The sequence below is a fragment of the Alkalibacillus haloalkaliphilus genome (genome assembly GCF_007991275.1).
Classification (GTDB): Bacteria; Bacillota; Bacilli; order Bacillales; family Alkalibacillaceae; genus Alkalibacillus; species Alkalibacillus haloalkaliphilus.
Genome location: NZ_BJYA01000001.1, coordinates 502,169 through 527,744, shown reverse-complemented (window position 1 = coordinate 527,744; position 25,576 = coordinate 502,169). Strand labels below are relative to the sequence as shown.

The following is a 25,576-nucleotide window of genomic DNA, read 5'->3' as shown; positions in this document are numbered from 1 at the left end:
ACCGTTCAAAAAGCGACCCTTTAAATATATCAAAAAATGATAGGTAAGTCAACAACTTTTAAACTGTTTTTTTGTTAACTATTTCAGCTAACTTGTCGTCATGAGCTGTCTCTCAATGCGACATTTAATAATTTATCATGCATGAAAGAGAAAGGCAATAGTTTTAATGAAGTTAATTTATTCTGAAAAATACCTTCTATTACTCACCGTTTTCTAACACAACAACACAAAGAAAAAAGCTACCTGCTAACACCGCTTTTAGTGTTAACAAGTAGCCTATTACTCTATACATATTTTATGAACGATTTCTCATCTGCGGGAACAGTAAGACATCGCGAATCGATGGTGAATTCGTTAATAACATAACTAAGCGATCAATTCCAATTCCTAAACCACCTGTTGGAGGCATTCCATATTCTAATGACTCTAAGAAATCTTCATCCATTAAGTGTGCTTCATCATTTCCGGCATCGCGTTCTTTAACTTGTGCTTCAAAGCGCTGTCGTTGATCAATAGGGTCATTTAACTCAGAGAATGCATTAGCATGCTCTCGTCCAACAATGAATAGTTCAAAACGATCTGTAAAACGTCCGTCTTCCTCATTCTTCTTAGCTAAAGGTGAAATCTCAACTGGGTGACCATAGATGAATGTAGGTTGTACTAAATGTTCTTCTACTTTTTGTTCAAAGAACTCATTTAAAACATGACCAAACGTCATATTAGAATCTACTTCAACGCCGTGATCTTTAGCTAACTGGTGTGCTTGTTCATCAGACATCTCTTGCCAGAAGTCTACACCTGTATATTCTTTTACAGCGTCAGCCATGTGCCATCTCTTCCAATTAGGTGCTAGATTAACAGTCTCTTCTCCATAATCAACAGATGTTGTTCCTAACACTTCATTTGCAATGTGAGCAATTAAGTTCTCTGTTAGGTCCATAATGTCATGATAATCTGCGTAAGCCTCATACAACTCAATCATCGTAAACTCTGGGTTGTGGCGAGTCGATACACCTTCGTTACGGAATACGCGTCCTATCTCATAAACTTTCTCCATACCGCCGACAATTAGACGCTTTAAGTGTAACTCAATTGCAATTCGCATATATAGTTGAATATCTAAAGCATTATGATGCGTTTCAAATGGGCGTGCTGATGCGCCACCTGGAATTGAATGCATCATTGGTGTTTCTACTTCTAAGAAGCCACGGTCATCTAAGTAACGACGCATGGATTGTAAGATTTTACTACGCAAAACAAAAGTATCTCGGCTGTCTAAGTTCGTAATTAAATCTAAATAACGTTGACGGTAACGTTGTTCAACATCTTTTAGACCGTGGAACTTCTCAGGTAAAGGTCTTAAAGATTTGGTTAAGAACTCAAACGAATCAGCTTTAACAGATAATTCGCCAACGTTTGTTTTAAACATTACACCTGATATACCGACGATGTCACCTAAGTCTGCTGATTGAAAAACTTCGTAGGCATCTTCGCCTACACGGTCTTTACGAACGTAAATTTGAATTTGTCCCGATAGATCTTGAATATGAGCAAAGCCAGCTTTACCTTTACCGCGCTTTGTCATAATACGCCCAGCAATCGTTACAGAAGTTTCGTCTTCTTTTTCCCCTAGCTCTTCTTTAGAAAACTGATCGAAGTCTCCTTTAAGGTCTTGAGCTAAGTGAGTACGTTCAAATTTATCGCCAAAGGGATTAACGCCGGACTCCTGTAATACTTTTAACTTTTCTATACGGGTTTGCATTTGGTCATTTATTTCTTCAGACACAATATTCACCTCTATTTATTCAAACTGTATATTCTTCCTTAATAGTATCAGTATGAGACTACGTTGCAACCACTTCGCTTAGCAGTTGCCTCTCATATGCTTAATTTATACGGTCGTAACCGCACCTACTTAATAATTGTTCAAGGATTTAATTTCTAGAACGACTAGGGATACCACCAATCGTTAACCCTTTTTATATAATTCCACACCTTCAATTTCAGTCTGATCTAAGCGTTCGATATATGTTTGTACGGATGTACCTTCAATATGCAACTGTGGGTTTAAGTCTTTTAATGGGACTAACACAAATGCACGTTCAACCATCCTTGGGTGTGGAACCGTTAAATGATCTAACTGTATCGTTTGATCACCGAACATCAATATGTCTAGGTCAATCGTTCTTGGCCCAAACCTAATGTCACGTTCTCTTCCTAACTCTTTCTCAACTGATTGTGTTTTTTTTAACAATTGTTCAGGTGACAGATCGGTTTCAGCTAAAACTACCATATTTAAAAACTGGCCTTGTTTAGTATAACCAACCGGCTTCGTTTGGTAAACAGGTGACGTATCAATTATGTTCAGTTCATTCAAACTATCAAGAGTTTCAATCGCTTTGTTTAAATACTGTTCGCGAGGTTCAATATTTGAACCTAAAGCAATATATACTTTAAATTGCATGGTGACGCTCCCGTTCAATCACAACTGATGCTGATTGATAGTAACCTGGAATTGGTGGTCCGGGTTTATCAATTTTGACTGTAATAGCCTCTAATGAAGAAAAGGATTCAAACATGCGTTTAGCTAAGTCTTCAGCAACTGCTTCGATTAAATTTTTCGCTTTACCTTCTACAACAGTTCTGGCTACTTCATAAACTTCTCCATAATCAATACTGTCGTTCATTTGATCCGAATGACCAGCTTTACTTAAGTCACACTTTAATTCTAAGTCGACCGTAAACCGTTGACCTAACTTATTTTCTTCTGGAAATAAACCGTGGTAACCGTAAAACATAAGTCCATTAAGCAAAATTTTATCCAACGTTAAACCCACCTTTACCAACCATCGCATCCATCATTTTCGTTGCTCTTGTTACTTCTTTAACATCATGAACTCGAACGACATCTACACCTTGAGCTATACCTTGGCAAATTGTTGCGATCGTTCCTTCTAGTCTTTCTTCAACTGGTAAGTCAAGCTCTTTTCCTACGATAGACTTTCTTGATGTACCTAGTAAGATTGGAAAACCTAATGATTTCAGTTCATTTAGACGACGCATAACAAGCAAGTTTTGTTCATGAGTTTTACCAAACCCAACACCAGGGTCTAAAACAATTTGCTCATCTCGTACGCCGTATGTCTTCACTAAATTAATCGATTCATACAATGATGATTTCATATCTTCAATTAAGTCATCATATTTTGGCTCTTCTTGGTTGTGCATTAATATAATTGGAGCATCTGTCTCTTTTGCAACAGCTCCAATTTCCGGGTCGTGTTTGGCTCCCCATACGTCATTAATAATGGAAGCCCCTGCTTTAAGCGCTGCATCAGCTGTTTTCGCTTTGTAAGTATCAATGGAAATCGGCGTGTCAATTTGACTTTGTATAGCACTGATCGTTGGAACGACGCGATCAATTTCCTCACTAACACTTATTGGCGTGTGACCTGGACGTGTTGATTCGCCACCTATATCAATGATGTCAGCTCCGTTTTCGACCATCATTTGAGCTTGTTTTATAGCAGCACTTTCTTCATTGAACTGACCACCATCCGAAAATGAATCAGGTGTTACGTTCAAGATTCCCATTACTGCTGTTTTTTGAAGCGTATTGAGTTTAGTCTTCGTTTGCATTAGGATGCCTCCTTCATTAGGTCGGTCTAACTTTTTAAACGTTCTAACTCTTCTACTGTCAGTGTATACACTTGGTTACAAAAATGGCAAGTTGCTTCAGCGCCACCATCTTCATTAATCATTTCATCTATTTCTTCGTTACCAAGTGAAGCAATCGCGTCTTCAGTACGTTCTTTTGAACAGAAACATTTAAACGTAGTTTCTTGACGGTCAATAATATGCCAGTTCTGCCCTTCAAAGAAAATCTCTAAAATATCTTCTGGTGATTTACCTTCTTGAATTAATGTGGAGATTGCGGGCACTTGTCCAATTCGTTCTTCTATTAATGAAATCGTTTCGTCAGTTGCCCCAGGCATCATCTGAATAATAAAGCCGCCTGCAGCTAATATTGAGTAATCCGTATCAACTAATACTCCTGCTCCAACAGCAGATGGTATTTGTTCTGATGTAACAAAGTAATAAGTAAAATCTTCACTAATTTCTCCTGACACAATCGGAACTTGACCTGTGAAATTGTTTTTTAGCCCTAAATCTTTTACAACACTAACTGAACCATTTGTACCGACAGCACGACGAACATCTAATTTACCATGAGTGTTAGAATCAAAATCAACATGCGGATTTTTAATATAACCTCTCACTTCACCTTTAGAATTCCCGTCTGCAACAATGGCACCAATAGGACCATCGCCTTCGACTTTAACTGTTAACTTATCTTCACCTTTTAACATCGCACCCATCATAGCTGTGATCGTAATCGTACGACCTAATGCAGCTGATGCGGTCGGCCAAGTGTCATGTCTTTCGCATGCCTCATTCACAAGATCAGTCGATTCAATCGCATACGCGCGTACTTGTCCATCAAATGCTGTTGCTTTAATTAAGTAGTCACTCATTGTTGTCACCTTCCTTATTTGCTCGATAAATTTCATATAAACCTTTTAAAGTTAATTCAGTATCAACATAATCAATTGTTTGGGACCCTTTGCCAATTAGTTTAGATAGACCACCTGTTGCTACTACAGTTGGGGTTTCATTGGCTTGTCCTTTAAAACGTTTAACTACTTCATCGACTTGCCCAACATAACCGAAGAAAATCCCTGACTGCATTGCTTCAACGGTCGAAGTCCCTACTACTTGTTCTGGTCTTGTTATTTCAATTCTCGGTAACTTAGCTGCTTTTGAATACAATGCCTCAGTCGAAATGTTAATACCAGGAGCAATCGCACCTCCAACATATTCACCATGTTCATTAACATAACAATATGTCGTCGCTGTACCAAAGTCGATAATGACTAACGGAGCACCATACTCTTTGATTGCACCAACTGCGTTAACGATCCTGTCAGCCCCTATTTCTTTAGGGTTAGGGTAGACCATTTTTAAACTTGCATCCACATTCCCTGCACCTACGACCATTGGCTTTAAATTAAAGTAACGTTCACACATTTTCTCTAGCGCAAACATAATTGGTGGTACAACAGATGAAATAATAGCAGCATGAAAATCATTAAACGATAAACCATGATGTTGTAATAAAGCTTTAACTTCCATTGCATACTCGTCTTCTGTTTTATATCGATCGGTTGCTACGCGCCACTGATAAGTTAATTCTCCTTCATCAAAGACGCCCAGAACTGTATTTGTATTCCCCACATCAAGTACAAAGATCATAAGTTCACACCATTTCTTTAACCTTTATCTTATTTTAAATTTAAACGTAAAATTTACTCACCGTAAATCATATCATAAAAAATATTAAAAATGTCGCTTAACCTACTACACCTAGACATAAAAAACTACCCCCTAATGTTAGGAGGTAGTTCTTGGTGACATTAATTACTCTTTACGACGGTCTTCATCTTCTTTATTTTCTTCAGATGTTTCGTCGTTATTCGTCTCTTGCTCTTCTTGTGATTGAATATTAACTTTTACATCAGAATCAGTATTTTCTTGATCTGTTTCTGTTGCACTTTCCGTCTCCTCTTCTGAAGCAGATTGACTTGGATTTTCATCTACATCATCTTCTTCAGGCTCCGGAAGTACACCATCTTCAAATAGACCTTTAATTTGACGCGCGTCTAACGTTTCTACTTCTAGTAACGTCTTCGCGATTAACTCTAACTGTTCTTGATTTTCTGTTAAGATTTCTTTCGCACGTGCATAGCAAGATTTAATAATACTTTGAACCTCTTGGTCAATTACATAAGCAATTTGATCACTATAATTCGGTTCATTTTGGATATCTTTACCTAAGAACACTTGACCACCAGTGTTACCAAACTGTATCGGTCCAAGTTTATCACTCATTCCAAACTCCGTTACCATTTTACGCGCAATACCTGTTGCACGTTGGAAGTCGTTGTGTGCACCTGTACTTGCTTCACCGAAAATAATCTCTTCTGCCACACGTCCACCTAAGAGGCCTGTAATCTTATCAAGCAACTCTGGCTTCGTCTGGAAGTAACGGTCTTCTTTAGGTAGCATCACGGCATAACCACCAGCTTGACCTCTTGGTACGATGGTTACTTTGTGAACCATATCAGCTTCATCTAACACCATACCAATAACAGTGTGTCCACTCTCGTGGTAAGCCACAATGTTTTTCTCCTTCTCGGAAATAACACGGCTCTTCTTAGCAGGACCAGCAATGACACGATCGATCGCTTCATCTACGTGTTCCATTTCAATCTTTTTCGCATTCGCACGTGCAGCAACTAATGCTGCTTCGTTTAGTAAGTTTTCTAAGTCTGCACCAGAGAAACCAGGTGTTCTTAATGCAATTGCTTTAACATCTACTGATTCACCTAGTGGCTTGTTTCTAGCGTGTACTTGTAACACTTCTTGACGACCTTTAACATCTGGTGTGTTGACCGGGATCTGACGGTCAAAACGTCCAGGGCGTAGTAATGCAGGGTCTAAAATGTCAGGACGGTTTGTCGCTGCCATCATAATGATTCCTTCGTTAACGCCGAAACCATCCATCTCAACTAGCAACTGGTTTAATGTTTGTTCACGCTCATCGTGACCGCCACCTACACCAGCACCACGTTGACGACCGACTGCGTCGATTTCATCAATAAATATAATACAAGGTGCGTTCTTCTTCGCATTTTCGAATAAGTCACGTACACGTGAAGCACCAACACCAACGAACATTTCTACGAAGTCAGAACCACTAATAGAGAAGAATGGTACTCCCGCTTCACCAGCTACCGCTTTAGCAAGTAAGGTCTTACCAGTACCCGGAGGTCCAACTAATAATACACCTTTCGGAATACGAGCACCTAATTCAGAGAACTTCCTAGGGTCTTTCAAGAATTCTACAACCTCGACTAACTCTTGCTTCTCTTCATCAGCACCTGCTACTTCGTCAAACTTCGTCTTCTTCTTATCTTCAGTATACATCTTCGCCTTACTCTTACCAAAGTTCATCATACGGCCACCGCCGCCTTGCATTTGGCTAAGTAAGAAGAAGAATAAGATGAAAATAATTAAAAATGGAATTAAAGTTGTGAAGAAACGAGCCCAAGCACTTGGCTCTTCCGCAGCTTCTACACTAACTAACCCTTGCTCTGTTGCAAGGTCCATCACGTTATTCACTGTATCTTCAGTTGATGGAATTTCTGCTCTGAACGTTTCTAATTGATTCGTTTCAGGCGATCTATATTCCCCACGAACATCATACGCAAAATTCGTGTACTGTAATGTCATCTCTTCTATTTGACCAGTCTCAAGGGCTTCTTGAAATTCATTATAATTGAGCTCCTCTGTTTCTGGACTTGGATCGTTTAACATACCAATAATAGCGATGACAACTAGAAAAATTATTAAGTAAAATATGGTATTTCGGAAAACCCGATTCATCTCTTACCTCCTCCTAAGCGACAAAACTAAACTAATACTATCACAAATTTTTTCCATGACTCAAACAATAGCTATGTAAATCCTACTAGCTATTTATATTAATGACTTACGAATATATTTCTTCTTTTAAAACACCAATATAAGGCAGGTTACGATACCTTTCTTCAAAATCCAAACCGTAACCAACAACAAAAGCGTCTGGCACTTCAAAACCTACAATATCAGCAAAGATATCACCTTTACGACCTGAAGGCTTGTCTAAAAGCGTAACAATCGTAATGGACTTCGCTTGACGATACTTAAATAAATCAACTAAGTAACTTAACGTCAAACCACTGTCGATAATATCTTCAATAACTAATAAGTCGCGCCCTTTAACTTGTGTATCAAGGTCTTTTACAATTCTTACTTCGCCTGATGACTCCATACCGCCACCATAGCTAGAGACATCCATAAAATCAATCTCAACATGCGTTTCAACTCGCTTTAGCAAATCGTTCATAAATGGCATAGCACCTTTTAGAACACCGACAGCAAGCGGGAACTTTCCATTAAACTCTCTCGTGATCTGAGCCCCAAGTTCTTCAGCTTTTTTCTGAATTTCTTCTTCAGAAATTAGAACTTCTTTAATTTCGTTATGCACTATGAATCCCCCTAATCCTGTTCACCTTCTATGGTCAGTTTTAATTTCAAAGCGCCAGTGCGACTGACAAATTCACTCTTCACTATAAAAGGAACCCAAATGATTTCCCCTTGTTTACTTTCGACTATAGGCCAAGAATCCCTTTTCACTTTCGGGATTTTTTCATCAATAAATATATCTTTTACCTTTTTACTTCCTTTTAATCCTAAAGGTTTTACTCGATCTCCAGGCATCCTCGATCTAATCATTAGTGGTAAGTCTGACTCGTCTACATTTATCAAGAGTTGACGGTTTAAATCAACTTGCTGTGCATCATCGTATAATTCAACAGATAATGTCCACCCATTAGGTAATGTAGCCTTTCCACCTAGATTCAGTTCAATGTTATACGGCTCTAAAGCCTTATCACTTTCTACTGTTATCGTGCATTCATCATATGACTTAATTGCACGCCATTGCTCGTTTGGAGACCATGTGCTGTTTGGTTGGTTAGATGTTAGCCAATCTATAAAGGAAGGGTAAAAACCTTGATTCCTATCAGTGTTTACACTAAGATAGTTTAATATTAGATGAAAGCCTCTTCTTTGTAAAGGTTGAGGCAAGCTCACAAAAGATTTAATTGAAAAGGTCACTTTTTGTTCACAAAATTGGCTGAACAATCCCATTTCTCTTTCAGCCAATTGGGTTAACAACGCCTCATCTTCACTTAACTGTTCATGTACACGCCTAACACTTTTATGTATATTCTTATTTTCTTGTTTGATAAATGGTAATAAGTGATTTCTGAACCGATTACGAGTATATTGATCGTCTTGATTTGTTGGATCTTCTCTATGCGGTAATCTTTGATCAGACATATACGTTGTTAAGTCGGTTTTAGCTACATTTAAAAAAGGTCTGATCACGTTCATCGAATATAAAGAGCGTGATGCTTTCATTCCAGTCGGCACTAAACCTTTAGTCAATTGCATATACATCGTTTCAACTTGGTCATCACCATGGTGAGCTAAAACGAGTTTTCCGCGAACGCCTACGTATTTCTTAAAAGCATCATATCTTAATTCTCTAGCCGCTTCTTGAACTCCAACTTGATACTTCTTTTGATAACGTTTTACATCAACGCTAATTACTTCACACGGTATTCCTAGCGCTTCCGACTGTTCTTTCACAAACTGAGCATCCGCTTCTGACTCGCCGTGGCGTAGTTGGTGATCGACTGTTAATGTAGTTAAGTTCAAATCCCACTGTTTATTAATTTCTGCAAAAAAATGTAGCATCGCCATCGAGTCAATACCACCTGAGACAGCTAAAAACAAATGGTCACCTTGATTGAATAAATTATATTGTTCATTAAAGGTTAGAACATCTTCTTTCATGTAACTAAGGCCGCCTTTTACCTACAATTTGATTACTTGTTTATCGTACCATTATGACAACACTCTATTCAATCAACAGAGCTATAATGCTTGCAAGATAAAATAAAGAACAGATAAATGGATCCCGACAAGCGATGTAATGCTCAGAACTTCAGCGCGGTCTATTTCCCCTTTTTTCTTTCTATGCGAACTCTTGTTGTTTTGCGCTTTAGCAGCTACTGGTAACCGTTTCGTTGCATAGTCGATTTCTCGCTTCATCGCTAAGGCGTTTGCATGTTTACCTAACAGGGCTTTCTTGATCACAGATTGAAACGGTGTAACCATTTGACTAGCAGCTAACACTTTTAGCACGTCTCGATTCTGACTCGCTACTTTTAAACGATTTGAAGGGTCAGCTTGAATCATACAAATCGCTAAGGAAAAAAGATCATATTGAGGGTCTGCCTTTCGACTACCTAAACGCCAATAACCCCGGTCATAAAAAGTCGTATACTCTCTAATCCCTCTACCTACTTGTGTCACACCACCGACATCAACTAATCTAACTTGTTTAGTTTGTTGCTCAATTATAATATTGTCGGGTTTCAAATCACCAAATACAAACCCAAGCAAATGTAGTTGATGCAATGCTTTTAGTAACTCCGAAGTAATTTGACCTAACCGCTTTAATCCTATAGAAGAGAAGTGTTCACTAAGTGTACGTCCTTGAACATATTCCATAACGTAAAAGCTGTACTTCTCACCTTGCCTTATATAACCGTCATCTACATCTAATAAAGAAGGCCCAAGCTTCACGCCCTGGGCCTTTCTAAATTTCCTTAATACATTGGATTCTGCTGTAATAACTGCTGGGTCTTTACTAATTTTCAAAGCCACTAAGTTTTGATTAATAGAAGCTAAATAAGTTGATCCTCTAGCTCCTTCACCTAGCAGGCGTTCTATTCGATACTGCTTGTGATTCCATACGCCTTGAATGCGATCACCTTTATAAAGATTGACGGTAGGATGAATCGACGACATCATATGCCGCTCCTCTCATAACTTCATCGCCCATACTAATATGGAAAGCTTTAGCCGCTTCTTTTAATGCTGCACCCGTTGGAGTAATACCACCAACGGCAAACTTAGGAAAAACTTTAGCCAAACGGTTCCCATCATTTGTCCAATCTAGTAATTCTTTTACGACCTTCTTTCTCGTTGGGAATTGGTAGATCGAGAAGTAATGTGAACCAGCACGAGCATCCAAGCTTAAAATCAAGTCATCTAATGATTCTTTAACAGAGGACATCTTATTTTGCATACTTGCACTCGTATCTACTAATACAAGGACTTTTAAGTCACATGTTTCGCCTAACTCTTCCATTACTTCTTGTACTTCACCTCTCGTTTCTGGAGGTAAAGATGCTTCATCTGCTTCTTTGCCAAAAATCTGTTGTAGCTCTTTGTTAACATACCCTTGAATCGTTTGGTTCATGGCTTGCTTTGTTACCATTTGAACTGTTTCAGATAAATCATCAGCATATACAATGCGACTAATGCCACCACCTGCTTCTGCAATATCATTAACTTCTTGCAAACCAGTTGGATCTTCTGTTTGATCATCTTCTAGTACACCTATGACATTGACGGTAATTCCCTCTTGTGCAATTTGCTGACTAACAGATACCGGGTCTTCACCTTGGTTTGAACACCCGTCTGTGATTAATAGAATTTGACTAACCGTACCCTTATTCATACAAACGCCTCCTCTTTTTTGCTATAACCATTGTTGACATGAAATGAGGAGAATATACGTCAGCTAGACAGATGCTACAGAAGAGAAAGAAGCCCACTTCGGTCTACTTTTCTCTACTTTCGTAACGAGTACCGTCATATCATCAATGATATGACCATGATTACTCCGAATTGTCTCTTCTAATACTAAATCTGCTACGGCTTGTGGGTCTTCTGTTTCAATTTCACGGATTTTGCGCTTTAACCACGCTTCACGGTTTTCACTAAAATTCATGGACTCTAATATGCCGTCACTTACCATAATTAATAGGTCACCGTCTTTTAACTCTTCACGAACAGGCTCTACATCAAATTCTTCTAAAATACCGATTGGCAAGTTACCGGACTCTACAGGGTACACTGAACTTCCACGTTTTATATAACTTACCATCGCGCCGATCTTTAAAAAGTTGGCATGAGGCTCTTGTAAATCAATGAACGCCAAATCTAATGTCGCATAGATCTCATCTGAAGTTCTTAACGATAAGATTGAATTAATGGATTGTAATGCCACTTGCTCATTTATTCCTGATTGTAAAATTTGCTTAAGTAACTTCAATGTCTCAGAGCTTTCTAAATAAGCGCGTTCACCATTACCCATTCCATCACTAATTGCTAAAGCGAATCGACTTTTACCTAACTCTAGCATTAAATAACTATCACCTGATAAGAAGTTGCCTTTCTTCGCTGCGTGGGCAACACCTGAACTAAGCTGATAATTTTTCACGGAACTAAACGTAAATGTACGGTCTCCATTCCTTTCGTTTACTGATTGTTCATCTTCAACGACAACTGTTTCATCTAACAGATCCGATAAGAGGGGCGCAATTAACTTCTCGCCTTCACCTCGATAATCATTAAAATATACCGTCATCTCAACATCAACATTTCCTTTTTCAATAGAAAACAATTCTAAATGCTCTAAGGAAAAATGATGAGCTTCTAGCATTCTACGAATTTCTTGCTCGTGCCAAAAATACTCTTCTCGTTCTTTCACCATTTCTTTTGCAAAGTTATTCATAACTTCTGACACACCATTTAATTGTTCAGAAACAAACTTCCTACTCTCTTTCACTTGTTGCTTTAAGCGTTTGTTCGCTTTATAGTAAGACAATTCATAACGCATTTGATCGACAACTTGATCACTTTTAACGCAAAAGTTTTTAAGTTTGCCGACATTAAAATTAACATTGGATGTATCATTCTCTTCAATCGACATAATCGTTTGTTGTAAGACTGGGTAAGTTCGATCAAAATTATTCACCCAGCAAGAATGCTTTTTTAAGCAAGTTTGACAAGTTTTCTCTGTTACTCGACTTAAATATTCGTCTACATCACTATTCGGATCACTTGGCTTACCATCTGTATCGATATAAGCAAAACTATGAGATAACGCTTCGAACATTTCAGAAAAACGTTCTACACGACTAGCAGTAGCATCTCGAACTTTTTGTAAATACTGTTCATTTTCCTCTTTTTCTTCTTCAGTTCCTGGAACGTATTTCGCAACTTTACTAATTAAACTTTTCGGGGTTAACATAAACAAAGCTGCTGCAACAACCGCTTGTAATAACAGTTGCTCAAGTGGAATGACTTCAATGTTGTACATACCGATTAAAAAAGCTGACACAAAAAGCCCTATTGTAACAGCATACCGATTAACATCTTTCATTAGCCCACCTAGTAACCCGGCTAGTGCTAACAAACTGACTTGATACAAATGAAAAGCGCTGACTAAACTTAACATTAACCCGATCATAACACCGACCGCTGAACCGACAGTTGCTCCAGCAATAAAAGCAGCCATAACTACTAAGTACATAGCTCCTATTTGTTCTAAAGACAATTCATATATTGAGAGGCCGACAAACCCTGTTAAGACAGCCGTTGATAAAATAACGATACAAACCATTTCTTCGACTTTCAGTTTAAGACGAGGCGCTTTAAGTTTTAAAAAAGGATAAGATTGAATAAAGACCATAACAAGAAAACCAGCTAAAGCTGCCTCTAACACAAAAGTTGCTACATCGTATATAACTACTGTTCCTGTAACAGCTTGTACAATTAGTCGACCAACTACAACACTAACGAATGTAGACACTGCCATCCATTTAATTCGCTTCTCTACTTTGTGCACCCATTTCTTATAGAGCATCATTAATATTAAGCCTGAAAGCAAAATATAGGAAGCGTGCGAGAAACTAACCGTAATCGCCCCAGCTACCGCAAAAAGAAATGTTGGAAAAGCAAATTGCCTTTTTGCTATGATTGCAGTTGCTAAAAATGCTAAAGCAAATGGAGATATTGATGTTAATACAATAGCTCGTCCTAAAAAGAAGCTTAATATATAAAGTAAAACCCCACGGGCAAAAAGTAGTTGGCTAACAGAGCTTTTTAACGATGCGATCCATTGACCAATTTTATGGATCTTTGAACCATCAGCTAATACTGCCATTTTAAGTAATCGTTCCATTTTGTCACCACCCCTTTATATGAAAATTCAAACATATTTATGACTAAAACTTTGTCAAAATAAAGGATAGTGGTAAAAAAAGTATTCGACTTACATACTTCATGAAATAACTTTATTCTACACTTTTTATACTGAAGGCTCGCGCGGTTTAAAGCAGTTTTTAGCTTTTGTTAGCTCTTTTCGTATAAGTAAATCGAATTTTTATTAAAGAAAAGATGAAAATATTGTTGACATGTGAAATAACGTGTTGTACTATAATTTTTGTGCTCAACAAGAGGAAACAACATATGGCGGTGTAGCTCAGCTGGCGAGAGCGTACGGTTCATACCCGTGAGGTCGGGGGTTCGATCCCCTCCGCCGCTACCATTTAAATATTAAGGCCCATTGGTCAAGTGGTTAAGACACCGCCCTTTCACGGCGGTAACAGGGGTTCGAATCCCCTATGGGTCACTACTTAAAACACGTCATATAATTATGGCGTGTTTTTTATTTTGATTATTTATGCTCTAAAGTAGGGCTACTTCAACAAGTATATTAGAACCAAAAAACACGTAACCCTAAAAAGAGTTACGTGCTGTATTATCAACATTAACTATATATACTGCTACTTTCATAGACAGCAAGATTATCCTCTTTTAGCACCTCGACCTCCACGACGGGATTCTGTGTGCTTCTTAAGTGAGGCTAACTTATCTTCACTATCTTTTAGAAATTGATTCATCTTTGATTCAAAGTTTTCAGTTCGCTTTTTCTGCTCTTGCCTTTCGAACTTTTCATCCGCCTTTTTAATTGAAAGGCCGATCTTTCCGTTGTCTTCTACATTTAAAACTTTAACATCAACTTCATCCCCTACTGCTAAATGTTCATTGATGTCTTTAACGTACTTATTAGCTACCTCACTAATGTGGACCAGTCCTGTTGAGCCCTCTGGTAATTCCACAAATGCTCCAAAGTTAGTAATGCGGGTAACTTTACCGCGCACCTTGCTGCCTACTTCAACTGACATAAAGAAAATGCTCCTCCTTAGATTTATTAAAAGATCTATTCCTTACTATTATATATAAGCTTTTTAAAAAGTGTCAATAAGAAGGCTCTTCCTCTTCCTCTGGTAAAGTAAAAATAATTTCTCCTTCTTTAGAAAAAAAGTAATCTTTTCTTGCTATTTGCAATAAATAATCCACATCATTTAACAACTCAACTTCGCGCTCTAGCTCTTCTTGCTCTTCTAACTGAGCTTGAAGCTCGCTTTGAAGTTGTTCGTACTCACTTTCCTTCTCACTATGAATAGTCTGCTGTTGAAAAAAATAAAGTGAAAGGGTTCCGACTATGATCGAAAAGAGAACGCCAAAAGCTACAAGTCGACGAATCAATAGTTTCTTTTCTCGTTGCTTACGTTCTAAATGTTGTTCTTGTTGTTTAACATAAGTCGTATTTATTTTTTTTACGTTATTCGTCTTCGTTCCCTTTCTTTTCAACACTTGTCTTCCTCCTATTTTCCCACCAAGACCTTAATATTTTCCACCATCTTCTAATTTCATTATCGCAAGTATGGACAAAACTATTAAGGTACTTTTTTACTATTCTTGGAACGAAAGGCGAGATTATTGCGAACAAGACCTTAATGAGCAATTGCAACAACTTTAGTAAAAACCTTCCAATTGCAACAATTATACTAAAACTCAGTAGTAAAATCCATACTATTGGCTTAACAAGTAATAGATTTACTAAGTTTGTAATAAAATTGTACAAGTTCACAATGATCCGAATGGTTACTTCTAACATTTTTAAAAATAAACTTTGAAACAATGCATAGTACGCTGAAACTCCTAGCAAGAATGCTATGACTAAGTAAAATCGTAAAATACCACCATTAGCTAAGAACAACAAGTAATAAACAACAGATCCCATCGTTAGAAAGAACAATATATCTATTGCGTACTGTTGCCAATAGACTTGTGGTCTTAACAACCTTTTATAAGTATCAAATGATCCGACAGAGAGGATGCCTGCGAAGACCATTGTTAACATGGTAATAAACTGTGTACTTAGCGTCATTTAAACAACTTGCTAAAGATTCCTTTAGCTTGGTTTTGTTTATTTTCATCAATGTAGTCAAATGAATGAATTTTACCTTGAATCGTTAAGAAACCTTCATCAACATTCAAGTTCTTCATATGCAAGTTGTGACCGCGAATCAGTAAATAGCCCATCGTTGTTTTTAATAGAAACTCTTCTGTATCAAAGCTATCTACATCTAAAACACCTGTCACTTCTAACTTGCGACGGTCTTTCAACTTCAGGTCATGTTCACGTTTCGTTTCACGTTCCCCTTGATATAACTGTTTTTCGTATGGCATGTCCTTCCCTCCTATTCACTACTACCGTATGATAGAGGGATTAAAAACATGCTATTAAATTGAATTGGACTCTATTTTTTCTTCATTAATTACTGAATATAGTCGAGACGTTTGATCTTTTTTTACATGTTCCTGTAAGGACTCTACTTTAATTGTTAGTTTTTTATGTCCGTATTGAATCATCACTTCATCACCGACTTTTAAGTCAGTAGAAGCTTTGGCTGACTGTCCATTAACTTGGATTCTACCTTGGCTAGCTACGTCTTTTGCAACTGTTCTTCTTTTAATGAGTCTCGATAGTTTCAAAAATTTATCTAAGCGCATGTTAACACCTCTTTCATGCTTTTGATGATTTAACTTGTTCCCAATACTGATCTAAATGCTCTAAAGATAAATTAGTTAACGTTTCATTATTTTGTTGCACTAATTTTTCTACTTCTTTAAAGCGACTAATAAACTTCTCACACGTTTTATTTAAAGCTATTTCAGGGTCAATTTTATAAAATCGGCCTAAATTAACAATCGAGAATAAAACATCACCTAACTCCATTTCTGCTTCATCTATTGACTTATTCGCTATAGCGTCATGGAATTCCTCTATTTCTTCTTTAACTTTATTAATTACTGGGCTTTCTTCTTGCCAATCAAAGCCTACTTTCGCTACTTTCTTTTGGATCTCTTTTGCATACAACAAGCGCGGTAGAGCGTCATTTAATCCATCAAGAACTGACTGTGTCTTCGGCTTGTCTTTCTGTTTAATTGCTTCCCAGTTGTCTGTTACTTCATCGACAGATTTAACTGATACATCACTAAAAACATGTGGATGGCGCTCAACCATTTTGTCTGTAATTCCTTTTATTACATCATCGACGGTAAAGAATCCATTCTCTTCACCAATTTGGCTATGTAACATAATTTGTAACAAGACATCACCTAACTCTTCAGCAAGGTGATCATCATCTTGAGCATCAATTGCTTCGATTACTTCATATGCTTCCTCAATTAAATACGGTCTTAACGACTCGTGTGTTTGTTTTTGATCCCACGGGCAACCATTTGGCCCTCTTAAAGTAGCAATAACTTCCTTTAATGCAGCAAAAGTATGGTGTAACTGATTGCGTTCTTGTGGTCTAATATATAGCGTAATTAAATTACTCACTTGAAAGTCACGATCTAATTCATGTAAAGGTACTGTTTTAACTGTTTCATTATGGCTACCGGCTTCTTCAACAATTGTAATTGGGTAGTCAAACGGTAAGTCTTCCATTAGCGTCAGTTTTACCTCTGAAGCTGTAAAAGTATCAAACACTTGGCTAATGAGTAGATGGTTTTCATATTGAATCTTGCTTCTATCTAAATTAGTTCCATCTAACAGTTGAAAACCTTCAATTGGATCAATTTGAACCGCTGTAAATAGAGGGTCAAGGAAACTTTGTCCTCCTTCTATTTCTACTTCTACGTTAGTTTCATTTGCATTTAATAGAAGTTGAACCGTTTTTTCAGCAACCATTGGATGTCCTGGAACCGTATAGATAACGTCTTCTTCCTTTGCTTGGTTAATTAGATCATTGGCGATGACATCATAAACATTTTCAAATTGTTCGTTCTTTTCATAGATTTTATCAAAGCTTTGAAATTGAACTCCTTCATCTACTAATTCGTCTATTACTGGGTGATTTATAGTCCTCGTTAAGACTCGGCTACTCTTAATCAGTTCACGATAGACACCTAACGGTAGCTGTTCAATCGTACTAGCTCCTAGACCAATTACTTTAATGCGCCCCATACTTACCCAACTTTCTTAGCTTTTTTATCAATGGTATCGTATTAATTGCTGCTTGTTCTTCGTCTGTAAATAACTTTATTCGATCAATACAATATAAAACAATTACAGCACCTATAAAACAAAGAGCAATTACTATTAATAGTAATAGTAATCTTTCATCTAGTGCAACAAAGTATCTCGCTAACAAGTTCAAGCTATATACCACAGTAGTCATTAAGAGAACAACAGCAGAAGCTTTAACTAAAAATCGATTAATCCCTTTAGCCACCACTCTTGATGACCATAATCGATAAAATACTATTACAATAAGTCCAGTCGCGATCACTGAAGCAAGACTAGCTCCAATTATGCCAAACTGTTGTATTAATAGAATGTTTAACATCCACTTCACAACTAATAGTAGAGCTAGCCATTTGACTTGTGCTACGCGAATACCATGTCCTTGTAGAAGTACAGAAAGCGTCATAATCATTGAAAACAAAAAGACTAATACCATCATTAACTGAATCGCTACTGTACCATCACTAGACAAGTAAAATAATGGGTTTAAAACAGGCATGATCGCCACTAAACCAAAGGCAGCACTCAACGAAAACAAAAATGTTAATTTAAAAGCAAATACTTGATTCCACTCGGTAACTTTTTGTTCACTCGGTTCATTCATTTGGATCGCTGGAACAATCGATAAAGCTAAAGCTGAACCAAAAACAAGCCCTAGCTGCACTAATGGATTGCCCCGATCGTAGACACCTTTTGAATTGACCGCTTCTGTAAATGTATTGCCAAATTCTTTTAAGCTGTTAACCATTGTCAAAACATCAACGAACTGAACAATGAGATGTAAGACGTGAGTTAAGCTATAAACAACCATACCTGTTATTAACGGAACTAAAACTTTTTTTAGTTTTAAAGAAACTGTTTCCTTCGTAGTCTTTCTATACTTAAAGTAAAAAAATAATAAAACTAAAATAGCAAAGACTACACCTGCTAATGTTGCCACTGTAGCAAGCCATCCAATGTTATACACCGATAGCCCATAGTTCACGATGATTATAGTTGAAACAACAATTAATAACACACGTATTAATTGCTCTGTCACTTGTGATAAAGCAAAAATCGCTTCTTGTTGTTTAAACTGAAAATATCCTCTGAAAAAGGCTGTGATCGGGATAAGCAAAAATAGTAGGCTTGTCATCTTAAATGGGAACAATAATCGGTCGTCTCCCATTAAATTAACTAAGAAAGGCGATGCCACATATAGCGTTAAAGCTACCATAAAACCTAATGTCACTAATAAATAAAACACCACAGATACGTTTTTGAAACGAATCTGGGCGTTTTGTGGTGAGTAATATGTTAATACATGCGAAAAAGCGCTTGGCAAACTATAAATGGACAACATAAGAGCTAATGAAATAACAGGGTAAATCTGTTGGTATACATATAGCCCTTCATCCCCTGCCAAGTTTTGCAACGGGATGCGATAAACCATTCCAAGCACCTTTCCAATCAATGCTGCGATTGTTAATATAACCGTACCTTTAATCCATGCACTCGAGTTCGACATGTCGTTCCTCACTTGTCTAAATAAGTATTGGTTATATTATATCACATACATAATTAAAGATATTATTTTTATTATTCCATCTGCCTAGCTAAGAAGTTAGCTGCCGTTTCACACACTTTAATTTCAACATCAGTAAGAGATCCTTTATCTGCATACATAATAATACTGCCTACTGGATCACCATTTGTTACAATCGGTTGAATAAGAAACGATGCGACCGTCTCTTCTTGCCCTTGAATCATTTCTAACGTATATTCATTTCGTTCCACTACTGCTTCTCGTTTTTCCATTGCCTTTTCAATAGGTTGGCCAATACTTTTATTTAAGTACTCTTTCTTCGAAGCACCCGCGGCAGATATAAACTCGTCTCGATCGGAAATTAATACTTTATATCCCGTGGCATCGAAAAGTGAATGAGCATACTCTTGTGCAAACTCACTTAATTCGTTAATAGGTGAGTACTTTTTTAAAATGACTTCACCTTCACGGTCAACAAAGATCTCCAAAGGGTCTCCCTCTCGAATGCGTAACGTGCGCCTTATTTCTTTAGGGACAACAACTCTTCCTAGGTCATCAATACGACGTACTATTCCTGTTGCTTTCATACTCTGCAATCCCCGCTTTCTGTGATGTACTCATATAGATGAGTGTTTAATGATTTACTCGTGTTTGTAGTATGAAGCAACAGGAGAAAACTATTCATGATTTGGTTGTTTTTTCACGTTTTCTAATTTTGATAGCAAATCTTCCAATACATCGTAACGCTCTTGTTTGTTTTTATGGTTGTATTGAATCTTGATTTTTAACTTTTGACCTTCTGTACCTAATTGAACCATCCGACCATACTCATTAGCTAACATGAATAATTCAGACCCATCAATTTTTAGACTTTCTTCTTCTTGCATAAGCATTTCTATTTTATTGTTTTTCTCATGAACTGTTTCTACTTTTTCTTTTTGAGCAAGTAACCTAATACGTGCTACTTGCATAAGCTCTTCAACTTCTTGCGGATACGGTCCAAAACGGTCGATTAGTTCATCTTTAATCTCAAAGATCTCACTAACTTCTTTAACCGCATGAATGCGTTTGTACATATGAATCTTCTGTGTTTCATCCTCAATGTATTCGCTTGGAATATATGCATCTAAAGATAACGTCATTTCGACTTCAAATGGTTTCGTTTCTTCATAAGTTTTGCCTTCTTGTTTCGCTTGAATGGCTTCGTTAAGCATTTGTGAGTACAAATCAAAACCGACTGAATCAATGAAACCATGCTGTTCAGTACCTAATAAGTTACCAGCACCTCTTATCGATAAATCGCGCATAGCGATTTTAAAACCAGAGCCTAACTCAGTAAATTCTTTTATCGCCTCTAACCTCTTTTCAGCCACTTCACTTAACACTTTATCTTTTTGATGTGTGAAATAAGCGTAAGCTAAACGGTTTGAACGTCCAACTCGCCCCCGCAACTGATAAAGCTGACTTAAGCCCATTTTATCAGCATCGTTAACAATTAAAGTATTAACATTCGGTATATCAACACCGGTTTCAATGATTGTGGTACTCACTAAAACATCATAATTCCCTTCAAGGAAATCTAAAATAATGTTCTCAAGCTGCCTTTCATTCATTTGTCCATGAGCATGTGCAACCCGCGCATCTTCCACTAGCTCATCGATCTCGGCTGCAACACGATCAATCATATCGACTCGATTATATAAGAAGAAGACTTGGCCATCGCGCGACATTTCTCTTTCAATCGCTTCCTTAATGAATGGTGGGTTGTACTCCACTACGTAAGTTTGAATTGGAAAACGATTTTCAGGCGGTGTTTCAATTACAGAAAGGTCTCTTACACCAACCATTGACATATGAAGTGTTCTTGGAATTGGCGTAGCTGTTAACGTTAGTACATCAACATTCGACCTTAGCTGTTTAATCTTCTCTTTATGTTTAACACCGAAACGTTGCTCTTCATCAATAATTAATAACCCTAAATCTTTAAATTTAATGTCTTTTGAAAGAAGACGATGCGTTCCAATTACAACATCGACTAGACCTTTTTCAAGTTGGTCTAACGTTTCCTTTTGTTGTTTAGCCGTTTGGAAACGACTTAGTATACCTACATTTAGTCCAAAGTCTTGAAACCTTTCTAGAAACGTTTCAAAATGTTGCTGTGCTAAAATAGTCGTTGGCACAAGTAAAGCAACTTGCTTATTATCGATTACTGCTTTAAACGCTGCACGAATAGCAACTTCTGTCTTACCATAACCAACATCACCACAAAGAAGACGGTCCATTGGGCGTTCTCTTTCCATGTCGTCCTTAACTTCTTCAATACAACGCAACTGATCCTCTGTCTCTTCGTAAGGAAAAGCCGCTTCAAAGTCTTTTTGCATTTCACTATCTTTTGAGAAAGCATATCCTTTTGAAGCTTCTCGTTCTGCATAAAGTTGAATTAAATCATCAGCAATATCTTCTACTGAAGACTGGACTCGTGATTTAACTTTCTTCCATTCAGTTCCACCTAAACGATAAAGTTTAGGCTCTTTTCCTTCTGAGCCGACATACTTTTGCACTTGATCAATTTGTTCGACAGGGACAAACAGTTTATCATTACCCGAATAACGTAATACCATATAATCTTTGTGCACATTATTTACTTGCATCGTTTCAATTCCTAAATACTTACCAATACCATGGTTCGTATGTACAACATAGTCGCCTGTTTCAAGCTCTTGATAACTTTTAATTCGCTCAGCGTTTGAGATCTTTTGCTTCTTACGCTTTTTTGGCATTTTCTTTCTGAACAGTTCTTCCTCTGTTAATACCGCCAGTTTGTAACTCGGCATTTCAAAACCTTCACTAATACTACCTTGAATAATAATTGGTTCTTGGACAGGCAGTTCAGTTAACTGATTCGGTCTATGAGAAACCATGTCATAATCTTCTAAAACACGCTCTACTCTTTTAGCTCTTTCATCATCGGCAGCAATAATGACAACGGAATATTCTGCTTGCATCCATCTGTCCATTTCATTTTTTAACAAATTCATCTGACCATGGAATTGCTGCATTTGACGGCTTGAAATGTTAATAATGTTTTCCGGTTTCGTATTAGGGATATGTCTTAAAAATAATGACATATAGATTTTAGAGAATTTCATTTTGTCCCATACTTGATACCAATCGAATGACAATTGTAAGCCATTTACAATATCTTGTTGTTCAAGCATTTCAGTGTACCAATTAGCCTCTTCACGATCCAATTGTTCTGCTGTTTCCGAAATACGACTCATTTCATCTAGTAATACAACACTATTTTTAGGTAAATAATCTAGTAAACTACTCGTATCTTCATAAAGCAACGTCAAATACTGATATATCCCGGTAAAAATCTCTCCTTGTTCAAGCCGCTCAATGTCGTAGTTTACTTTTTCATACAAACGCTCTTTTTGTTGATCGCTCTTTAACTGTTCAACCGATGACTTCAGTAATGATTTAAGCTTCTCAGCTGCTTGTTCCATTTGTTCATGTGTTAAAACAAATTCCTCTGCAGGTGAGATATCAAAATGGTCCATCTCACCTTGTGAACGCTGAGTTTCGGCATCAAAATACCGAATCGATTCTACTTCGTCATCAAACCACTCGATTCGAACGGGGTAGGCTTCGGTTAAAGGATATACGTCAACAATTCCTCCACGGCGACTCATCTCACCCGGTGCGTTCACTAAATCAACCATCTTATAACCTAATCGTTGTACATCTTTAATCGCTTCTTCCAGTGGCTTTTCCTCACCAACTTTAAAATAAACTTGAAATTGTTCAACTAACTCTTTAGGGGGCAATAATCGTTTTAAAGCTGATACTGGTACGACCATGATCCCTTTTTCGTGTTTCTGCCAATTTTTCAATGCTTCAAGTCTTTGAGCTTTTAACTCAGGTGAAGATGAGACGATCTCTGCTGCTAATAACTCATTGGCAGGGTATAAATGGATCTTACTTTCATCTTCTGTAATGGATAATAACTCTTCATATACTTTTTGCGCTTGTGATAATTGATGGGTTACATATAGAATTGGTTGTTTAGCGGATTCATGAATAAGTGAAGCTAATACAGCTCTTGTTGAGTTCGTTAACCCAGATATGAGCTGTTCATTCATGCCAGTTTCTATACCATCAATTATATGAGCAAAATCATCTTGAGTTACTAAATAGTCTTTTATGTTCTTCATTCTATGCTCCCCCTTCAAATCACAAGACGGGTATTTCTCAACAGAAAAATGCTTTGGCTCTCACCAAAGCGGGTTAATGGATAAAGTTTTCTAATTCAAATAAACTTGGATTTTGTGAGAGTATATCCTCACATTCTTCACATACGAGAAGAACATTCAACTCACCCTGTTCTCCTTCTTGTAATATATCATTTAATTCTTCTTGCGTTAGCGACTGTTGTTCAATCAATTGTTGCACTTGTTTTGTATCATCGATCTCACCGAGGTTTCGACTACAATGACGACATTTTACTTTTGCTGACACAAAGGAACCTCCTTAAACTTCCACATTTCAACTAATTCATGATATGCAAAACTACACAAATCTGTTTTTAAAATGTGAAGTGAAAACTAGTTATAGGTTTTCCAAATAAAAGGTTCCTTATTCAATTATTAAGATTGGTTGAAATCGTTCATCACTTGTAAAAATGGTTTCTCACACCAAGTTTCATAGGCTTCTTTCGACTTTTTAATTGACGGTGTAATGTCAACTTGCTCTGCTTTTGAGAATTTGCCTAATACATAATCTGTTACACTTTCATTACCTTCTGGTCGACCAATTCCAAAGCGGATTCGATTAAATTCTTTAGTGTCTAATTGAGCGATTATATCTCTTATTCCGTTATGCCCACCATGTCCACCTTTTTGGCGCAACCTAATTTTCCCTGTCGGTAAGTCTAGGTCATCGTATATTACTAATACATTCTCTGCATCGATATTAAAGTAATCAGTTGCTTCTTTGACTGATTGGCCTGAACGATTCATATATGTTTGTGGCTTTAGCAATAATACTTTCTCTCCATTAACTACTTCTTGAATGTAATGGGCATTGAACTTATCTTTTTTAAACTTCCAGCCATTTTCTTTCGCTATATAATCAATGACTTGAAATCCAATATTATGTCGTGTTTTTTTGTACTTTAAGCCTGGATTGCCTAACCCAACAATGCACTTCATTATATGTAACTCCTTTAACTCGATATGCTGTTAAGTTTATATTTTACATAATAGTCACTTTTATCAGTATAAATTAGAAAACAGACCGAAGCTCACAACTGAGTATGACTTCGATCTGTTCACTTCAAGTAAATATCAAATTATTCTTCGTTTTCGCCTTCGCCATCAGATTTATCATTAATCACTTCAGGCTCAGCTTGTTCATCTCCAGCTGCTCCTTCTTCACCTACTTCAGGAACATCTGCTTGTTGTGGTGGTAAAACCGTCACAATCGTCGACTCATCATCATCTAGGATTTCATAGTCTTTTGTTGTTTTAAGGTCGCCAACTGTAACACTGTCGCCAATATCTAAATCAGCTGAAGCTATAGTAATTTCATCTGGGATCTTATTAGGTGTTGTTCTAATGTTTAATGTATGCAACGTTTGCTGCAGTACGCCACCTTCTTTTTCACCCTTAGACTCACCATCAATATTAATCGTCACTTCGACATCCACTTCAGTAGACATATCTACTAGGTAGAAATCGATATGAGTTAAGTCTTGTCTAATTGAATCTGTTTGGTAATCATATAGCATAGCGTCTAACGATTTACCGCCTTCAATTTGTAATGAGAATACCGCGTTACGGCCTTCATCTCTTACTTTCTTAACTAAATCCATGTTTTCTACTGAAATTGTTACTGGTTCTTTACCTTTGCCGTAAACGACTGCAGGTACAAAACCTTCTCTACGAATTGATTTAGTGACAGAATTTCTTGTGTCTGGTCTTTCTTTCGCTTGAATTACTGCTGCCATGTGTTACAACCTCCGTTTTAAGAAATCTCTGATATTTACTCTTACCCTTTATTATACCTTTTTAAAC

General features: G+C 37.2%; 24 protein-coding genes and 2 tRNA genes. 2 read left to right on the top strand and 24 right to left on the bottom strand.

The annotated features are described in order from the left end of the window. Positions 1-295: 295 nt before the first annotated feature. The 12 genes from lysS to spoIIE all read right to left on the bottom strand — a co-directional run bounded on the left by lysS (position 296) and on the right by spoIIE (position 13,771). Positions 296-1,762: a lysine--tRNA ligase gene (gene lysS, locus AHA02nite_RS02650; RefSeq protein ID WP_174758176.1), complete on the bottom strand. Its 1,467-nt coding sequence runs from the start codon at positions 1,760-1,762 to the stop codon at positions 296-298. 207 nt (positions 1,763-1,969) lie between these two features. Further along, entirely contained in the window at positions 1,970-2,464 is a 495-nt protein-coding gene (gene folK, locus AHA02nite_RS02645) for a 2-amino-4-hydroxy-6-hydroxymethyldihydropteridine diphosphokinase (RefSeq protein WP_146814072.1), read from the bottom strand. Further along, positions 2,454-2,825, bottom strand: coding sequence for a dihydroneopterin aldolase (gene folB, locus AHA02nite_RS02640; RefSeq protein WP_146814069.1), 372 nt, complete (start codon positions 2,823-2,825; stop codon positions 2,454-2,456). Before folB ends, folK begins: the two co-directional genes overlap by 11 nt. Next, positions 2,818-3,639: a dihydropteroate synthase gene (gene folP / locus AHA02nite_RS02635; RefSeq protein WP_146814067.1), complete on the bottom strand. Its 822-nt coding sequence runs from the start codon at positions 3,637-3,639 to the stop codon at positions 2,818-2,820. The genes folB and folP overlap by 8 nt, the downstream gene beginning before the upstream one ends. A 26-nt stretch (positions 3,640-3,665) precedes the next feature. Further along, entirely contained in the window at positions 3,666-4,535 is an 870-nt protein-coding gene (gene hslO / locus AHA02nite_RS02630) for an Hsp33 family molecular chaperone HslO (protein ID WP_146814065.1), read from the bottom strand. Then, positions 4,528-5,313: a type III pantothenate kinase gene (locus AHA02nite_RS02625; protein WP_146814063.1), complete on the bottom strand. Its 786-nt coding sequence runs from the start codon at positions 5,311-5,313 to the stop codon at positions 4,528-4,530. The genes hslO and AHA02nite_RS02625 overlap by 8 nt, the downstream gene beginning before the upstream one ends. Positions 5,314-5,478: 165 nt before the next feature. Further along, a complete protein-coding gene (gene ftsH / locus AHA02nite_RS02620) occupies positions 5,479-7,506 on the bottom strand; it encodes an ATP-dependent zinc metalloprotease FtsH (RefSeq protein ID WP_146814061.1) in 2,028 nt (675 codons plus the stop codon). Positions 7,507-7,612: 106 nt separating this feature from the next. Continuing rightward, positions 7,613-8,149: a hypoxanthine phosphoribosyltransferase gene (gene hpt / locus AHA02nite_RS02615; protein ID WP_146814059.1), complete on the bottom strand. Its 537-nt coding sequence runs from the start codon at positions 8,147-8,149 to the stop codon at positions 7,613-7,615. Between the two features lie 11 nt (positions 8,150-8,160). Then, the gene (gene tilS / locus AHA02nite_RS02610; protein ID WP_146814058.1) at positions 8,161-9,525 is read right to left on the bottom strand and encodes a tRNA lysidine(34) synthetase TilS; all 1,365 of its coding nucleotides are present in this window, start codon (positions 9,523-9,525) and stop codon (positions 8,161-8,163) included. Between the two features lie 81 nt (positions 9,526-9,606). Beyond that, complete coding sequence (locus AHA02nite_RS02605) at positions 9,607-10,545, bottom strand: serine/threonine protein kinase (protein ID WP_170235948.1); 939 nt, start codon at positions 10,543-10,545, stop codon at positions 9,607-9,609. Continuing rightward, the gene (locus AHA02nite_RS02600; RefSeq protein ID WP_146814054.1) at positions 10,511-11,260 is read right to left on the bottom strand and encodes a vWA domain-containing protein; all 750 of its coding nucleotides are present in this window, start codon (positions 11,258-11,260) and stop codon (positions 10,511-10,513) included. The genes AHA02nite_RS02605 and AHA02nite_RS02600 overlap by 35 nt, the downstream gene beginning before the upstream one ends. Before the next feature lie 63 nt (positions 11,261-11,323). Then, on the bottom strand, positions 11,324-13,771 hold the full coding sequence (spoIIE, locus tag AHA02nite_RS02595; RefSeq protein ID WP_146814052.1) for a stage II sporulation protein E: 2,448 nt from the start codon (positions 13,769-13,771) through the stop codon (positions 11,324-11,326). 289 nt (positions 13,772-14,060) lie between these two features. Here spoIIE and AHA02nite_RS02590 point away from each other — a divergent pair. Together AHA02nite_RS02590 and AHA02nite_RS02585 are read left to right on the top strand one after the other, a co-directional pair. Then, positions 14,061-14,137 (top strand) — tRNA-Met (locus tag AHA02nite_RS02590). Between the two features lie 12 nt (positions 14,138-14,149). After that, positions 14,150-14,221, top strand: a tRNA-Glu gene (locus tag AHA02nite_RS02585). Positions 14,222-14,396: 175 nt separating this feature from the next. On the opposite strand, the gene AHA02nite_RS02580 is transcribed toward AHA02nite_RS02585, so the two are convergent. From AHA02nite_RS02580 to AHA02nite_RS02525, 12 genes are all read right to left on the bottom strand, one after another. Then, the gene (locus AHA02nite_RS02580; RefSeq protein WP_146814050.1) at positions 14,397-14,777 is read right to left on the bottom strand and encodes a S1 domain-containing RNA-binding protein; all 381 of its coding nucleotides are present in this window, start codon (positions 14,775-14,777) and stop codon (positions 14,397-14,399) included. 73 nt (positions 14,778-14,850) lie between these two features. Then, a complete protein-coding gene (locus AHA02nite_RS02575) occupies positions 14,851-15,249 on the bottom strand; it encodes a septum formation initiator family protein (RefSeq protein WP_146814048.1) in 399 nt (132 codons plus the stop codon). After that, the gene (yabQ, locus tag AHA02nite_RS02570; RefSeq protein ID WP_146814046.1) at positions 15,218-15,826 is read right to left on the bottom strand and encodes a spore cortex biosynthesis protein YabQ; all 609 of its coding nucleotides are present in this window, start codon (positions 15,824-15,826) and stop codon (positions 15,218-15,220) included. Before yabQ ends, AHA02nite_RS02575 begins: the two co-directional genes overlap by 32 nt. Next, a complete protein-coding gene (gene yabP, locus AHA02nite_RS02565) occupies positions 15,823-16,128 on the bottom strand; it encodes a sporulation protein YabP (RefSeq protein ID WP_017187582.1) in 306 nt (101 codons plus the stop codon). Before yabP ends, yabQ begins: the two co-directional genes overlap by 4 nt. 54 nt (positions 16,129-16,182) lie before the next feature. Further along, complete coding sequence (locus tag AHA02nite_RS02560; protein ID WP_146814044.1) at positions 16,183-16,452, bottom strand: RNA-binding S4 domain-containing protein; 270 nt, start codon at positions 16,450-16,452, stop codon at positions 16,183-16,185. A 13-nt stretch (positions 16,453-16,465) separates the two neighbouring features. Beyond that, a complete protein-coding gene (gene yabN / locus AHA02nite_RS02555) occupies positions 16,466-17,914 on the bottom strand; it encodes a bifunctional methyltransferase/pyrophosphohydrolase YabN (protein ID WP_146814041.1) in 1,449 nt (482 codons plus the stop codon). Then, the gene (locus tag AHA02nite_RS02550) at positions 17,901-19,481 is read right to left on the bottom strand and encodes a polysaccharide biosynthesis protein (protein WP_146814040.1); all 1,581 of its coding nucleotides are present in this window, start codon (positions 19,479-19,481) and stop codon (positions 17,901-17,903) included. Before AHA02nite_RS02550 ends, yabN begins: the two co-directional genes overlap by 14 nt. A 71-nt stretch (positions 19,482-19,552) precedes the next feature. Then, positions 19,553-20,086, bottom strand: a complete 534-nt coding sequence (gene spoVT / locus AHA02nite_RS02545) for a stage V sporulation protein T (RefSeq protein ID WP_146814038.1) — start codon at positions 20,084-20,086, stop codon at positions 19,553-19,555. A gap of 90 nt (positions 20,087-20,176) precedes the next feature. Continuing rightward, positions 20,177-23,716 carry a transcription-repair coupling factor gene (mfd, locus tag AHA02nite_RS02540; protein WP_146814036.1) on the bottom strand — a complete coding sequence of 1,180 codons (3,540 nt, stop codon included), beginning with the start codon at positions 23,714-23,716 and terminating at the stop codon, positions 20,177-20,179. 73 nt (positions 23,717-23,789) lie between these two features. After that, positions 23,790-24,020, bottom strand: a complete 231-nt coding sequence (locus tag AHA02nite_RS02535; protein WP_146814034.1) for an anti-sigma-F factor Fin — start codon at positions 24,018-24,020, stop codon at positions 23,790-23,792. A gap of 128 nt (positions 24,021-24,148) precedes the next feature. After that, positions 24,149-24,712 carry an aminoacyl-tRNA hydrolase gene (gene pth / locus AHA02nite_RS02530; RefSeq protein ID WP_146814032.1) on the bottom strand — a complete coding sequence of 188 codons (564 nt, stop codon included), beginning with the start codon at positions 24,710-24,712 and terminating at the stop codon, positions 24,149-24,151. A 140-nt stretch (positions 24,713-24,852) separates the two neighbouring features. Next, the gene (locus AHA02nite_RS02525) at positions 24,853-25,509 is read right to left on the bottom strand and encodes a 50S ribosomal protein L25/general stress protein Ctc (RefSeq protein ID WP_146814030.1); all 657 of its coding nucleotides are present in this window, start codon (positions 25,507-25,509) and stop codon (positions 24,853-24,855) included. Positions 25,510-25,576: the final 67 nt, after the last annotated feature.